This window comes from Cetobacterium sp. 2G large (assembly GCF_014250655.1).
GTDB classification, from domain to species: domain Bacteria; phylum Fusobacteriota; class Fusobacteriia; order Fusobacteriales; family Fusobacteriaceae; genus Cetobacterium_A; species Cetobacterium_A somerae.
In genome coordinates this window covers 405,278-420,486 of the sequence record NZ_JACHTH010000007.1, presented here as the reverse complement: position 1 = coordinate 420,486, position 15,209 = coordinate 405,278, and the positions used below count along the sequence as shown (strand labels likewise).

12 protein-coding genes are annotated in these 15,209 nt (G+C 30.8%); 4 read left to right on the top strand and 8 right to left on the bottom strand.

Features of this window, described 5'->3' with window-relative positions:
* Positions 1–75: 75 nt before the first annotated feature.
* Together H5J23_RS12520 and H5J23_RS12515 are read right to left on the bottom strand one after the other, a co-directional pair.
* Complete coding sequence (locus tag H5J23_RS12520) at positions 76–1,401, bottom strand: 6-phospho-alpha-glucosidase (RefSeq protein WP_185892592.1); 1,326 nt, start codon at positions 1,399–1,401, stop codon at positions 76–78.
* A gap of 11 nt (positions 1,402–1,412) precedes the next feature.
* Positions 1,413–3,038: an alpha-glucoside-specific PTS transporter subunit IIBC gene (locus H5J23_RS12515; RefSeq protein ID WP_185892591.1), complete on the bottom strand. Its 1,626-nt coding sequence runs from the start codon at positions 3,036–3,038 to the stop codon at positions 1,413–1,415.
* 209 nt (positions 3,039–3,247) lie between these two features.
* Between H5J23_RS12515 and H5J23_RS12510 the strand changes: the two genes are divergently transcribed.
* From H5J23_RS12510 to H5J23_RS12495, 4 genes are all read left to right on the top strand, one after another.
* Entirely contained in the window at positions 3,248–4,219 is a 972-nt protein-coding gene (locus tag H5J23_RS12510; protein ID WP_185892590.1) for a LacI family DNA-binding transcriptional regulator, read from the top strand.
* A gap of 156 nt (positions 4,220–4,375) precedes the next feature.
* Positions 4,376–6,025, top strand: a complete 1,650-nt coding sequence (locus H5J23_RS12505) for an alpha-glucosidase (protein WP_185892589.1) — start codon at positions 4,376–4,378, stop codon at positions 6,023–6,025.
* 22 nt (positions 6,026–6,047) lie between these two features.
* On the top strand, positions 6,048–7,685 hold the full coding sequence (locus H5J23_RS12500; RefSeq protein ID WP_185892588.1) for a PTS transporter subunit IIBC: 1,638 nt from the start codon (positions 6,048–6,050) through the stop codon (positions 7,683–7,685).
* A 7-nt stretch (positions 7,686–7,692) separates the two neighbouring features.
* Entirely contained in the window at positions 7,693–8,481 is a 789-nt protein-coding gene (locus H5J23_RS12495; protein WP_185892587.1) for an endonuclease/exonuclease/phosphatase family protein, read from the top strand.
* A 52-nt stretch (positions 8,482–8,533) separates the two neighbouring features.
* Here H5J23_RS12495 and H5J23_RS12490 read toward each other — a convergent pair whose 3' ends face one another.
* From H5J23_RS12490 to rbsC, 6 genes are all read right to left on the bottom strand, one after another.
* On the bottom strand, positions 8,534–9,475 hold the full coding sequence (locus tag H5J23_RS12490) for a TDT family transporter (protein ID WP_185892586.1): 942 nt from the start codon (positions 9,473–9,475) through the stop codon (positions 8,534–8,536).
* Between the two features lie 17 nt (positions 9,476–9,492).
* Positions 9,493–10,755: an NAD(P)/FAD-dependent oxidoreductase gene (locus H5J23_RS12485; protein WP_185892585.1), complete on the bottom strand. Its 1,263-nt coding sequence runs from the start codon at positions 10,753–10,755 to the stop codon at positions 9,493–9,495.
* Entirely contained in the window at positions 10,755–11,162 is a 408-nt protein-coding gene (locus tag H5J23_RS12480; protein WP_185892584.1) for a 4Fe-4S dicluster domain-containing protein, read from the bottom strand. The genes H5J23_RS12485 and H5J23_RS12480 overlap by 1 nt, the downstream gene beginning before the upstream one ends.
* Positions 11,163–11,181: 19 nt before the next feature.
* Positions 11,182–13,251: a molybdopterin oxidoreductase family protein gene (locus H5J23_RS12475; RefSeq protein ID WP_185892582.1), complete on the bottom strand. Its 2,070-nt coding sequence runs from the start codon at positions 13,249–13,251 to the stop codon at positions 11,182–11,184.
* Positions 13,252–13,377: 126 nt separating this feature from the next.
* The gene (rbsB, locus tag H5J23_RS12470) at positions 13,378–14,256 is read right to left on the bottom strand and encodes a ribose ABC transporter substrate-binding protein RbsB (RefSeq protein ID WP_185892580.1); all 879 of its coding nucleotides are present in this window, start codon (positions 14,254–14,256) and stop codon (positions 13,378–13,380) included.
* Between the two features lie 23 nt (positions 14,257–14,279).
* Complete coding sequence (rbsC, locus tag H5J23_RS12465) at positions 14,280–15,206, bottom strand: ribose ABC transporter permease (protein ID WP_023051271.1); 927 nt, start codon at positions 15,204–15,206, stop codon at positions 14,280–14,282.
* Positions 15,207–15,209 lie beyond the last annotated feature (3 nt).

Here is a 15,209-nt window from a genome sequence, read left to right as displayed (position 1 = left end):
AGTAATACAAATAAAAAATGGTAGAAAATTATTTTTTCTACCATTTTTCTTTATTTTTTAGTTAAAATTAATCTATTATTTTAATATAGGCCAGTATCCTTTATTAGCTTCAATTAAATCATCTAAAATAGCTTTTGCAACAGATGCGCTTGGAACTGTTTTAGACATAGTAAGAGCTTGCCATAACTTTTGATAAGACCCTTCTATCCAAGCTTCAACAGTTAGTTTCTCAACAGAAACTTGTTGTTCCATAAGCCCTTTTTGGAATTGTGGAATTGCTCCAACAACTAATGGCTCAGGTCCTGCATTTCCAACAATACAAGGGATTTCAACCATAGCAGTAGGATCAAAATTAACTATAGCTCCATTATTTTCAACGATTAAAAGCATCTTCTCTTTTGTGTTAAAAGCAATAGCTCTAGCAAGGTCAACTATGTAAGAAGCATGCTCATCTATATGTAGTTCAGTATTATTTGAAGTTTTATTTTTTACAATCTTATCACATTCACCAAAAACAAATTTCTCTCTTCCATCCATAACTTCATTAGCTCTTGTATACTCTTTGTTTGAGTGCTCAACAACATAATCTGGGAATAGATAATATTTTAAATATGTATTAGGTAAAGTTGTTGGATCTACAGCAAATACATCTTTTGCTTTAGCAAACGTATCACACCAACTAGCGTCTGTATGTTGGCTATCACCTTTTTTCTCCACATATCCATATTTAGCTACATGTTCTTTTAAGGCAGGCATTAAATCATTTCCAGCTTTATCTTTTATAGATTTCCACCAACCAAAGTGATTTAGTCCATAATACATAATATCCATATCTTTTCTAGAATTTAAACCTAAAATTTCAGCCATTCTAACTTCAATTCCAATAGGCATATCACAGATATTTAAAACTTTAGAGTTTGGTTTTAATCTTCTAGTAGCCTCAGCAACAATAGCAGCAGGGTTAGAATAGTTTAACATCCAAGCATTAGGAGAGTATTTTTCCATATAATCAATTAACTCAATAACTCCTCCAATTGATCTCATACCATAAGCAACTCCTCCAGGACCACAAGTTTCTTGTCCAACTACTCCATGTTTTAATGGTATTTTCTCATCTAATTCTCTCATTGGATATTTTCCAACTCTAATATGAGCCATAACAAAATCTATATCAGTGAAAGCTTCTTCAGGTTTTGTGCTATAGCTAAACTCTATTTCAGGAGCTCTTTCTTTTAAAAGAATAGCACAAGCATCTCCTATTTTAGCTTGTCTTTCAGCATCGTTATCATACATTTTAATCTGTCTAATTGGGAATTTTTCAAGATTGTCCAATAGCATTAAAATTATTCCAGGGGTAAATGTACTTCCTCCACCAGCAATTAAAATTGAAAACTTTTTCATAATAAATCCTCCTATGCGTTAATTAAATTTTTTTCTGAATCTATATTTTCTAAATCTTTATTCATTAAATCTTCAAAGCAGTCCCTAACTTGTGGGACAGATAATCCTACAATAATTTGAAGAGCATTACCTTTTCTAACGATACCATGAGCTCCAGCTCCTTTAAATACAGAATCACCTTTAACTAAAGTTTCATCAAAAACAGTAACTCTAAGTCGAGTAGCACAGTTATTAACAGTTTCAATATTTTGAGCTCCACCTAGGCCTTGTAAGAAAGTATAAGCTTGATCAAAATATGCGTTTTCAACAACAACATTTCCATTTTTTGCATCTTTTTTATTTTTAAAATCCTCTTTAGTATAAAGTTTAACCTCTTCATCTTCATCCTCTCTACCAGGAGTTTTTAATCTAAACTTTTCAATACAGTATTTAAAAACAAAGTAGTATATTGGGATGAAAGCCATTCCCACACCGATTTGTGCAATCATAACACTAGTGTGATTTTTGAAAAGTGGTATCCAGTTAATAGCTGCTATCTCTATAAGTCCAGATCCCATATTTCCAACAACTCCAAAAGCATACATAACAGCGGCCATAGAAGCAGCTAAAACAGCGTGTATAGCAAATAGAAATGGTGCAATAAATAGAAATGTAAACTCTAAAGGTTCAGTAATTCCTACTAAAACAGCAGTAAGAGCAGCTGGAATCAAAAGTCCAGAAACAATTTTTTTCTTTTCAGGTCGAGCAGTTTTATAAATAGCTAATGCTATACCAATAGCTCCAAATATCTTACTGTTACCATGTAGTGCAAATCCCCCTTGTGGGAAAAGCTCTTTTAAAGGTAGAGTAGAGTTAGCAAAATTAGAAAGATTTTGTGCCCAGAAAACTTGGATTCCATTATCAACAACTGCAGGTCCAAATATGAAAGGGCCATAAACAAAGTGATGAAGTCCAGTAGGAATAAGAATTCTTTCAAGTAAAGTGTATAACCAAACCCCAAAAGTTCCAGAAGAAATCATTAATGTTTGTAAAGATGAGATACCCATCTGTACTTTAGGCCATACCAAACATGTTACATATGCAGCTGGAATCATAGCAATAAAAGCGATCATTCCAACAAGTGCACTTCCTTGAAATATTCCTAAAAAGTCAGGAAGCTTTGTATCAAAGAATCTGTTATGTATATATATAGTAAGTCCTGATATTGCAATTGCTCCAACGATACTTGTATCTAAAGTTTTAATTCCAGCAATTGTAGTTAATCCACTAACTCCTCCAATGTTTTGAGTAAAATCAACTCCAAAACTTGGCCCCCAAAAAGTTAAAATGGCATTAATAAAATAGTTGAAAGTTAAATATGTAACCAACACAGATAAACATGCACGGGGATGAGCTTTTTTAGCTAATCCTATTGGAAGTCCAACTGCAAATATAAGTGGAAGTTGTCTAAATACTGTCCATCCTCCCTCTTCGATAATATAAACAAGTTTGTAGAATAATCCATTTGGATTCGCCAAGGAACCTACGAAATCTGGATTTTTTAAAATAATTGTAAGAGCTACTGTAAGTCCTGCAAAAGGAAAAAGTAGTACTGGTGCAAAAAGTGCTCCACCAAGTCTTTGAAAGAATTTTAACATCTTGTTACCTCCCAATTTTTTTCTAGGATCCTTTGTTAATCGAAGTATACAATGAAAAAAGTTCTAAATCAATACTTTAGAACTTAAAAACACACATTACTCTAAACGTAACATGTTACGTTTAGAGAGAAAAAATAGAAAATGTTTTGTAAATATAGAGAATTTAGATATAATGTAAAAAATAAAAGAATAAGAGAGAGGGAAAAACTGTGAAGATAACAATAAAAGAGATTGCAGAGGATGCAGGGGTTTCTGTATCTACAGTTTCAAGAGTAATATCTAATAATCCCAAGATAAGTGAAGCTACAAAACTAAGAGTAAGAGAGGTTATTGAAAGGTTAAATTATAAACCAAATATAATGGCAAGAGGATTAGTTAAAAGAAAAACAGGGATTTTAGGTGTAATAATGCCAAAGGAAACAACAACACTTTTTACAAGTCCATTTTTTATAGAGGTTATGCAAGGTATTAGCTTAAAAGGAAAAGAAAGAGATTATTATATCATGTATGATTTTTGCAAAAATGAGAAAGAGGAGTATGAAGGAACAAGAAAACTAGCGGAAAGTGGATTAGTTGATGGAATATGTCTTATGTCAACACGTAAAAATGATAAGAGTATTCAATATTTAAAAGAAACAAATTTTCCTTTTGTTATAATTGGTGAACCTGAAGAAAAAGATGGCGTTTTATGGGTAGATAATAATAACTTAAAAGCAACATATGATATGGTGAAAAAAATTATTCATGAAAATTCTAAAAAAATAGTTTTTGTAGGTGGAGATAAAAATTTAACAGTTACAATAAATAGAGTTGCTGGATTTGAAAAAGCATGTAAAGAGCTGAAATTAGATTACTCTATATATCTAGGAAAAGACTTCTCTAGAGGAGAAGGATATAGATTAGCAGAAAAAATATTTTCAGAACAAAAATGTGAGAATTTTATAATTTCAGACGACAATCTTTTAAAAGGATTTTTAGAATATTTAGAAAAAAGCAATATAGAAAATGTAAATATAGGAAGTTTTAACAAAGCAAATATAAAAAAGGTTTGGAAAAATAAAATTTTTCTATTAGATATAAAACCTGAAAAATTAGGAATGGAAGCAGTGGATCTTTTAGCCAATTGCATTCAAGATAAATTAGAAAGTTGTAACAAAATAGTAGATATAGAATTAAATTAAAAGTTGTAAAAAAGGTTGTAGTAACTTTTTTACAACTTTTTTGTATTATATATAGACAAATTTTAAATTAGATGTTACAATACATAAAAAAGAGCAAACGTTTGCACAAAATGCAAAAAGTTTACAATTCTAAAGATATATTAAGGAGAGATTAAAATGTGGTGGAAAGAGTTAGTGGGATATCAGATTTATCCGAGAAGTTTTAAAGATTCCAATGGAGATGGAATAGGGGACTTAAAAGGAATAATAGAAAAATTAGATTATTTAAAAGATTTAGGGATAGATCTTATTTGGGTTTCACCATTTTTTAAAAGTCCAAATGATGATAATGGTTATGATATAAGTGACTATAGAGATATATTAGAAGAGTTTGGAACTATGGAAGATTTTGACAATCTTTTATTAGAAACTCACAAAAGAGGTATGAAATTAATAATAGATCTTGTAATAAATCACACAAGTGATGAGCATCCATGGTTTATTGAAGCAAGAGAGTCAAAAGATAGTCCTAAGAGAGATTGGTATATTTGGAGAGAGGGAAAAGATAACGAAGAACCAAATAACTGGGAAAGTATTTTCAAAGGATCAGCTTGGGAAAAGTGTGAAAAAACAGATGAATACTACTTACATCTTTTTTCTAAAAAACAACCTGATTTAAATTGGGAAAATGAAGAGATGAGAAAAGAGATTTATAATATGATGAACTGGTGGTTAGATAAAGGAATTGATGGGTTTAGAGTTGATGCTATAAGCCATATCAAAAAAGTTGATGGATTCCCTGACATGCCAAATCCTGATGGGAAAAAATATGTAGATTCTTTTGATATGCACATGAATATAGATGGAATTCAAAAGTATTTAAAAGAATTAAAAGAAGAAACTTTTGCAAAATATGATATAGTAACTGTTGGAGAAGCTAATGGGGTAGATGCTGAAAACTCTGATGAATGGGTTGGTAGCGAAAATGGAAAATTTAATATGATATTTCAATTTGAACATCTAAAGTTATGGGATTATGAAGGAGATACAGAGTTTTGTCCAAAAGCTTATAAAGATGTTTTAAATAAATGGCAAGTAGCTTTAGAGAACAAAGGATGGAATGCTCTTTTTATTGAAAATCATGATATTCCAAGAAGTACATCAACATGGGGAAATGATAGAGAGTACTGGTTAGAATCAGCAAAATCTTTTGCAACAACATATTTTTTACAAAAAGGAACTCCATTCATCTATCAAGGACAAGAGATTGGAATGACAAATACAGTTTTTAATTCTCTTTCAGAGTTTCAAGATGTAAAAAGTGTGAATGAGGGAAAAGAAAAATTAGAAGCTGGAATGTGTGAAAAAACAGTTTTAGAAATTTTATCAAATACATCTAGAGATAATGCTAGAACTCCTATGCAGTGGAATGATAGTTTAAATGCTGGATTTACAACAGGGAAACCGTGGTTAAAAGTAAATAGTAATTATAAAAATATAAATGTTCAAAGTCAAATAAAAGATGAAAACTCAATATATAATCACTATAAAAAATTGATATCATTAAAGAAAAATAGTAAAACTTTAACTCATGGAGAGTTTAAATTAGTTTTAGAAGATGATAAACATGTATTTGCTTATTTAAGAGAACTAGATAATGAAAGATACCTTATATTATCAAACCTAAGTGAAAATGAAAAAAAATTAAACCTATCAGAATTTAATATAAAAAATGAGGATATAGTGCTATCAAATTATAAAATTATAGAAAAAGATTTAAAAGAGTTTATAGTTAGACCGTTTGAAAGTGTAGTATATAAAATTTAATATATATAGGGGAGACGTTAAAATGAAAAAGAAAAGTTTAATATCATTTGATTTTTGGCAAAAATTAGGAAAAGCTTTAATTGTTGTAATAGCAGTAATGCCTGCAGCAGGACTTATGGTTTCTATTGGTAAACTTCTTGGAACAAGTGGATTATCTATGATTGGAAGAATTATAGAGGATATGGGATGGGGAGTAATTGTAAATCTAAATATACTTTTTGCAGCGGCAATTGGTGGTTCGTGGGCAAAAGAAAAAGCTGGTGGAGCTTTTGCAGGAGTGATAGCTTTTATACTAACAAATAGAATAACGGGGGCTATATTTGGAATAAATGGAGGGATGTTAAATAATCCAGAAGCGGTTATTACATCGTTAACAGGACAAGAACTATTAGTAAAAAATTATTTTACAATGGTTATGGGAGCTCCAGCTTTAAATATGGGAGTTTTCGTGGGAATACTTTCAGGATTTTTAGGAGCGGTACTATTTAATAAGTATCAAACCTTTGATAAACTACCAAAATCTTTAGCATTTTTTAATGGAAAAAGATTTGTACCATTTGTAGTAATATTTGGATCATTTGTTATGGCTACTGTTTTATCTTTAATCTGGCCTTTTGTTCAGTGGGGACTGAATAGCTTTGGTGAGTGGATTGCAACTTCTAGAAATACAGCACCAGTAATAGCACCATTTATATACGGAGCTTTAGAGAGATTGTTATTACCATTTGGATTACATCATATGTTGACAATTCCTATGAATTATACAGAACTAGGTGGAACATATCAAGTTTTAACAGGAACTGCAGTGGGAAGTACAATTGCTGGTCAAGATCCAATCTGGTTAGCTTGGATAACTGATTTAAATAACTTGAAAGCAGCAGGAGATATGACAGGATATAAAAATCTTTTAGATACAGTTGTTCCAGCTAGATTTAAAGCTGGTCAAGTGGTATTATCGACAGCTTCACTTTTAGGAATTGGATTAGCTATGTTAAATAATGTTGATAGCGATAAAAAAACACAATATAAAACAATATTTATATCTTCAATGCTAGCTGTATTTTTAACAGGAGTAACAGAACCAATTGAATTTATGTTTATGTTTGTGGCACCAGTTTTATATGTAGCTTACGCAATTTTAACAGGACTTGCTTTTGCTCTAGTAGATATAATCTCTTTAAGAGTTCATTCTTTTGGATTCTTAGAACTACTTTCTCGTATACCTTTAATGATGAAAGCAGGATTATATAAAGATTTAATAAACTTTGTAATAGTAAGTGGTGGATTTTTCTTTGCAAACTACTGGTTATTCAATGTAATTATAAAAAAATATGATTTACCAACTCCTGGAAGAAGAGGAAATTATATTGATGAAGAGGAAGACAGTAGCGATGAAAAAGTAAAAACAACAGGTAATCAAGAGGAGATTCCAGTTAGGATAATAGAGCTTCTTGGTGGAAGTGAAAATATAGTTGATGTAGATGCATGTATGACAAGACTTAGAGTTACTGTAAAAGATGCAGATGTAGTAGGAGATAAAAATATGTGGAAAAAAACTGGTTCTATAGGATTAATAATAAAAGATTGTGGAGTTCAGGCAATATATGGACCAAAAGCAGATATACTAAAATGTAAAATAATTGATATATTAGGGAGATAAATTTTAAATGAAACTATTAACACTAAACTGTCACTCTTGGCAAGAGAAAAATCAACTAGAAAAAATGAGATATCTAGCTAAGGTAATATTTGAAGAGAATTATGAGGTAGTTGCTTTACAAGAGGTAAATCAATTGATAGAAGACAAGATTTTATATGATGATATAAGAGAGGGAAACTTTATAGATATTTTGTGTAAGGAGCTAAAAAAATTAGGGGTTGAGTATAGCTACCGTTGGGATTATCATCATGTAGGATACGATGTTTTTCATGAAGGAACTGGGATTCTTTTTAAAGGGGAGTTAAAAGAAAGTTTAGGGGAGTTTATAGGAAAAACTAAAGATACAAATTTTTGGAAAACAAGAAAATTTACAATGATATCTAAATTAGTTGGAGATATCGTAATAGATTTTTATAGCTGTCATATGGGATGGTGGAAAGATAGTGAAAATCCTTTTGAAGAACAATTAGATGAATTAATAGATTTTGCCAATAAAAGAGGAAACATATATTTTCTAATGGGAGATTTTAATAATGATGCTAATATTAGAGGAGAGGGATATGACTATTTATTAACAAAAGGAGTTAAAGATACATATTTAGAAGCCATTAAAAAAGATGATGGAATAACTGTCCCAGGTGTTATTGCTGGTTGGGAGGGGAAATGCAGTAATCCTAAAAGGATAGATTTTATTTTTACAAATAGTGAGAGTATAATAAAATCTAGTGAGGTTATTTTTAATGGAAAGAATAAAGAGATTATATCAGATCACTTTGGGGTAACTATAGAGATATAAAAATAAAAGGATTGAGCTAAAGAGTAGTTCAATCCTTTTTCTATTTGTTTTTTTATTTAGCTGAAGGCTTAATTTTTTTTAAGAAATTATAGAAAACAAATACTATGATTCCTGTTGTAACATAAAGTTGAATACCAGCAATATTTCTAACAACATTAGCGTATTCAGGTAGGTTTATACTAGCTAAGTAAGCGCTCATTCTAAAAGAAGCTACAGTTCCAACAGCCATAGGGAAGGTAGTTCCTGCAAAACCAGGATGGAAATTAAAGCTAAAGAATTTAGGAATACTTAGAAGTATTGAAATAAGTGTTACAAAGACAATTCCATATAGGAAAAATGCAATATACATGTTAGGCTCTTTAACTACATTTAAATAACCAATAGCACAAAGACTTGATGGTGCTAATAGTATAGCTTTTGTATGATAAACCATATCAGGTAAAGGTTTTATAATTAATCTTCTAATCATAAATGGAATTATTGTAAAAAATACAAGTACTCCGTAAATTAAAACCCATTTAGAAATAACAGGTTCATCCATAGCTCCACCTACAACAATAGAAACCATAATTCCGTTATAAGTTACAAACCAACTTGGAACAAAAGTCTCAATGTTAAAGTTTTTAATAACATTTCTATAAGTAAAAATGCAAATAGCAAAAGCATGAAAAAATACACCGAAAAGCCAAAGATTCTTTCCTAAAAAAGGACTGTATGGAAGCAAAAATGCTCCAATAATCATAGCTAACATAGAGTATGTACCATATAAACTAGCAGGAATTGTATTGCTATACTCAGCTAGAAAGGCCTCTTTGTGTCTAAAAATCTTTATAGTTGCTAAAATAAATACTACAATACCAATAATCATGAAGATATTTCTAAGGTAAGTAAAATTTAGTAATAAAAAGGCATTGGCAAGAGTGCACGCCCCAACAGTTGTAGCAATAGCCCCAACAGGGAAACGCTCTAACCTATCAATTGTCTCTTTAATCATTATAATCTCCTTATATTTTATTTTTTATACTCAAATTCTAGTTCAGAATTTATATTGAAGAAATCAGAGTAATCAATTTTAAAAATTGATTTTTTAATTTTTGAGATATCAATATTAAGTCTGATTAGTTGTGTTAAAACACCTGTGTATGAAAGGTCTCCCTGAATAATAGCTCCATGAATTTTTCCATTTTTATGAGCAATTTTTTTGTAGACACCATCTCTTTCTCTAAGAGAATCAATAATCATTCCCTCTGTTTTTTCATAAATATGTAAGCAACCTAAAGATAAAGTTGGAATGTCAAAGAAGTTCATAGTTGACTTGGCAAAGAAAAAGTCATCCATAACTCTAGTTTTTCCTGCCATATTTGAAGTAGCAGCTATTCCCTCTTTTACTGCAACAGACCAAATAGTACCATTACCACTAACATCTCCAGCTCCATATACATCTTTAACATTAGTTTCACCTTTTTCGTTAAAAAGAAGACCGATTTTATTGTATTCTATTGATGTATTTTCTAAAAACTCTACATTTGGTTTTACTCCAGCGCAAACAATAACTAAATCAGCTAGTAACTCAACATCCCTACCATCATCTAATAAACTTAAAGAGTTAATTAGATTGGGATTTTTCGGATTTACATTTAGTTTTGTAACTTTTGAATCAAAGAATAGCTTAACGCCATGCTCAACTAATTTTTTTTCATAAGTTATAGATGCTTCTTTATCAAGTTGTAATGGTAGTAATCTATCAGACATTTCAATTAAAGATAGATTAGCATGGACATTCTTATTATGAATTAGTCCACTAATTGCATCCATACCAATTAAACCAGCACCAATAACAACAATATTTTTTGCTTTTTTAGAAATCTCTATAATTTTATTACAGTCATCTAAAGATTTTAATCCTACAACATTTTCCTTTCCATTTATATTTTCAATAGGCGGGAAAAATGGTCTAGATCCAGAAGCGATTAAAACCTTATCGTATGAAACAACTTCATTATTATCTAAGGTAATAGTTTTTTCATTTTCATTTAAAGAGATAACCTCTCTTCCTTTAAGCCAGTTGATATTGTTTTTTTCGAAGAAATCTTTATCTACAAAATTGATACCTTCTAAATCTCTCATTCCTCCAATATAGTGATGAAGAATACATCTTGAGTAGATGTCAGTATCTTTAGAGATTAGTGTAATATCTGCATTTTTATCTAAAGCTCTTAAGTTTTCTGCTCCATTAATTCCAGCTGCAGAAGCTCCAATTATAACATATTTCATTATTTTACCTCCTCAAGAGTAATTGCAGCCATAGGACATTTAGCAACACATTGCGGTCCGTTAGGATCATGACTACACATATCACACTTCATAATCTCTTTTTTAGTTGCTTTATCCTCTTTTAAAGTCCCATATGGGCACGCCATTATGCACATATAACAACTAGCACATTTGTTTTTATCATAAGTAACATATCCAGTTTCAGAATCTTTTCTCATAGCTCCACTCATACAAGTATAAACACACTCAGGAAGATCACAATTTCTACAAAAGATTGGAGAAAATTTAAAATCACTACTTAAAACAACTCTATTTCTAGAGTCAGCAGAATCGTGAGAAACTAAGCAGGCACTAACACAAGTTAAGCAACCGATACATTTACTTCTATCTATTTTTATTCTTTTCAATTTAATCTCTCCTTTACTTTTAGATTTTTTCAATAGAAACTGGAGCATATTTGTATGAAGGCTCCTTAGAGTATGGATCATATATAGAAAGTGTTAAATTGTTTGTTTCTATATAATGAATAGGTGCGTATAAAACATCATGAGGTAAATTATCAGTAGTCAAAGCTAAGAACTTACTACTTCTACCATTTATAGATTTAACTAAAACTTCATCTTGTGATTCAATACCTAACTCTTCACCAAGAGTTTTAGAGATATAGATATATGAATTATCTGAAGTTGAGTCATTAACATATGTAATCTCTTTTGTTCTAGTTTGAGTATGCCACTGTCCAACAGTTCCTCTTCCTGTATTTAAAACGTAAGGGTAAGTTTCATTTGTAGGAACAGGATTTTCTGCTACATCTTCAAATACAAATTTAACTTTTTTATTAGGTGTATAGTACTCTCCATTTTCAAATAATCTTCTTTCGTTATCAACTAAAGTTTCTCCCTCTTTAAATGGCCATTGAACACCATATCCATTTTCTAGAAGTTTATAGCTAACTCCAGTCATATCACAAGGAGTATCTTTTGTAACTTTAACCATTTTATTGAAAACTGCTTCAGGAGTTTCCCATCCATCTAAAAGTGTTCCCATACCTAAAGCTTTTCCAACATTATATATAACTTCAAAATCACTAAAAGATCCTTCAGGTTTAGGAATAACAGGATTCAATTTAGATATTCTTCTTTCTGTATTAATAAGTGTTCCCTCTTTTTCTATTCCAGAAACTACTGGTAAGAAAAGGTCTGCAAGTTCAGAACTATCAGTATTTGGATATAAATCTTGTACAACAAAAAGGTCCAACTTTTCAATTGCTTCTGCAAATTGAGTATTGTTAGTCCAAGAGTGTCTAGGGTTTGTACAAAGAATCCATAGAGCTTTGATCTCTCCAGTAATTATTTTTTCAATAATAACATTGTAAGGAAGTGTTGGTTTTGTTGGGAAAATAGCTGGATCTAATCCTAAAGCATCTCCAACAATCTTTCTCTTAGCTTCATCAGTATACTCTCCACCACCATATAATCCAGTTGTATTACTGAAAAGACGAGATCCCATAGCATTACATTGTCCTGTAATAGAGTTAGCTCCAGTTCCAGGTCTACCCATATTTCCAGTCATAACAGCTAAGTTAATTATGCTTTGAGCAGTTCTAACAGCTTGATAACTTTGGTTGATTCCCATAGTCCACCAGAAAGATACAGCATCCCCTTCATGAATAAGTTTAGCTAAAGTTAAAAATTCATCTTTAGTTATTCCAACTTTTTCCTCAATATCATCAATAGAGAATTTTGAAACATGCTCTTTAAATGCATCAAAATTTTCTGAATATTTTTCAATATAGTTATTATCAATCCAGTTATTTTCAATTAAATAGTTGGCAATAGTATAGTATAAAACAATATCACTCTTAGGTTTTATGCAGAAGAAATAATCAGCATTTTTAGCTGTTTCACTGCATCTAACATCTATGACAATAACTTTCTTATTTTTATTTTTACGCACTCTATCCCAAATGATAGGGTGAGCAACAACAGGATTAGCTCCAGTAAAAATAATAGTATCAGAAAGTTCTAAATCATTTAATGTATAAGGAGGAGCATCAAATCCAAAACTTTGTTTATGTGCAACAACAGATGTAGCCATACAAAGTCTAGTATTTCCATCAAGTTGTCCACCTACAAAGTTTCTAAAAACATGACCAACTAAAGCCATCTCTTCTAAAGCTAGTTGACCAGTACTTATACAAGCTACACTTTCTTTTCCGTGTTTCTCAACAATTGCTTTTAGTTTATCACTAAAAAAACTATAAGCTCTCTCCCAAGAAATTTCCTCTCTTCCATTTTCAGTTTTTAATAGTGGATTTTTAGGAAAATCACCTGATGTAAGTTGTTTATCTAGATTTAAACCTTTGATACAACTAAATCCTTTGTTTACAGGGTATTTTTCAGTAGGAATAACTTTTTTTATTTTATTGTCTTCAACGTAGAAATCCATGTTACATGCTAATGAACAGTAGTTGCAAGTTGTTTGAATTTTATTCATATTCTCTCCTCCTTGGTATACAAGTATTATATACATATTATAATACTTATTAATAAAAAATAGTAGTGTGACTTTAGTCACACTACTATAAAAAAGGTTAAAATTAATTCTAAAAATGTTTAAAAATTATTGAGTAATAAGTTCTAGCTCAACAGGAATAAACTGTGGAACTGTTTCCTTTTTTACAATTTTATCAGCTGCTTCAATTCCTTTAGCACCAATTTCTGCTGGTTTTTGAGCAACAGTTGCAGCAAGTTTACCCTCTTTAACAGCTTTCACTGCATCTTCAGTGGCATCAAAACCAACGATTATAACATCAGTTTTTCCAGATGCTTCAATAGCTTTTAGAGCTCCAAGGGCCATCTCATCATTATGAGCAAAAACAGCATTAACTTCAGGTTGTGCTTGTAAAATATTTTCCATAACATTAAGTCCTTTAGTTCTGTCAAAGTCAGCAGCTTGTTTTGCAACTATATCTAATTTATTCTGAGCAGCCTTGTTAAATCCTTCTCCTCTATCACGGGCAGCAGTTGTACCAGGGATTCCTTCTAACTCTACAACTTTATTATTTTTTCCATTTAATTTTTCAACTATAAAGTTTCCAGCTAATTCTCCACCAGCAACGTTATCAGAAGCGATGTGAGTAACTACTTTTCCACCATTAGATGCTCTATCTAAAGTTATTACTGGAACTTTATTACGGTTAGCAGCTTTAACAGCTGATACAACAGCGTCAGAATCAGTTGGATTTATTAAAAGAACATCAATACCTTTAATAAGTAAATCTTCAACATTTCCTAACTCTTTAGAAGGATCATTTTGAGAATCTAAAACAACAATCTCATGTCCCATATCTTTTGCTTTAGAAACAGCTCCCTCTTTTAAAGTAACAAAGAAAGGATTATCCTGTGTAGAAACAACTAATCCTACTTTAGCAGCTTCAGCAATTGTCCCCATACCTAAAGCAAGAACCATAAGTCCTAAAAATCTTAATTTGTTTTTCATAATTATTACACCACCCATAAAATTTATTTAGAAGATTTTTTATCAATTAAAACAGCAATAAGAATTACTAAAGCTTTAACCATCATCTGATAGTAAGATGATACATTTAAAAGATTTAAAGCATTTCCTAGAACACCAATAATAATTGCTCCAAGAGCAGTTCCAGCAATAGTTCCAACTCCACCAGCAAGAGATGTTCCACCTAGAACAACTGCAGCAATAGCATCAAGTTCATATCCAGATCCAGCAGTAGGTTGAGCTGAACCAAGTCTAGAAGTTACGATAACTCCAGCTAAAGCTGAAAGAGCTCCACAAACACCATAAACTAAAGTTTTATATTTAGATGTATTTACTCCTGAAAGTTTAGTAGCCTCTTCATTTCCACCAATAGCATAGATATATCTACCAAATTTAATATTGTTTAATATATAATATCCAGCAATGAAAAGAGCAATCATAATATATATTGGAATAGGAATGTCAAAGAAGTAACCTCCACCAATATTATCAAAGAAATCTCCACCGTCTCTTACAGGGATTGGCTTACCATCAGTGAAAACTAAAGTGGCTCCCCTTAAAAGAGTCATAGTAACTAAAGTAACTATAAACGGTTGAAGTTTAGCATATGATATAAGTAAACCGTTAAAGATTCCAAAAAGTCCACCAATAACAATAGCAATAACAATAGCTAAAACTGGATTTACACCATTAGCTATTAAACTTGCTCCAAAAGCTCCAGTTAAAGCTAAAATAGAACCAACAGAAAGATCAATTCCACCTGTTAAAATAACTAAAGTCATTCCAATAGCAATAACTGAATTTATAGACGTTTGTCTTAAAACGTTTAAGATATTATTAACTGATAAAAACCTTGGGTTTAAAAAAGAAACTATTATAGAGAAAACAATTAAACCAATTAGAGGCTTATTGTTATATATTTTTTTTAACATTAT

Excerpts from the sequence above, each read along its gene's own strand:
- rbsC (WP_023051271.1), bottom strand. The coding sequence starts at position 15,206 with ATGTTAAAAAAAATATATAACAATAAGCCTCTAATTGGTTTAATTGTT.
- H5J23_RS12495 (WP_185892587.1), top strand. The coding sequence starts at position 7,693 with ATGAAACTATTAACACTAAACTGTCACTCTTGGCAAGAGAAAAATCAA.
- H5J23_RS12515 (WP_185892591.1), bottom strand. The coding sequence starts at position 3,038 with ATGTTAAAATTCTTTCAAAGACTTGGTGGAGCACTTTTTGCACCAGTA.
- H5J23_RS12475 (WP_185892582.1), bottom strand. The coding sequence starts at position 13,251 with ATGAATAAAATTCAAACAACTTGCAACTACTGTTCATTAGCATGTAAC.
- rbsB (WP_185892580.1), bottom strand. The coding sequence starts at position 14,256 with ATGAAAAACAAATTAAGATTTTTAGGACTTATGGTTCTTGCTTTAGGT.
- H5J23_RS12485 (WP_185892585.1), bottom strand. The coding sequence starts at position 10,755 with ATGAAATATGTTATAATTGGAGCTTCTGCAGCTGGAATTAATGGAGCA.
- H5J23_RS12500 (WP_185892588.1), top strand. The coding sequence starts at position 6,048 with ATGAAAAAGAAAAGTTTAATATCATTTGATTTTTGGCAAAAATTAGGA.
- H5J23_RS12505 (WP_185892589.1), top strand. The coding sequence starts at position 4,376 with ATGTGGTGGAAAGAGTTAGTGGGATATCAGATTTATCCGAGAAGTTTT.
- H5J23_RS12490 (WP_185892586.1), bottom strand. The coding sequence starts at position 9,475 with ATGATTAAAGAGACAATTGATAGGTTAGAGCGTTTCCCTGTTGGGGCT.
- H5J23_RS12520 (WP_185892592.1), bottom strand. The coding sequence starts at position 1,401 with ATGAAAAAGTTTTCAATTTTAATTGCTGGTGGAGGAAGTACATTTACC.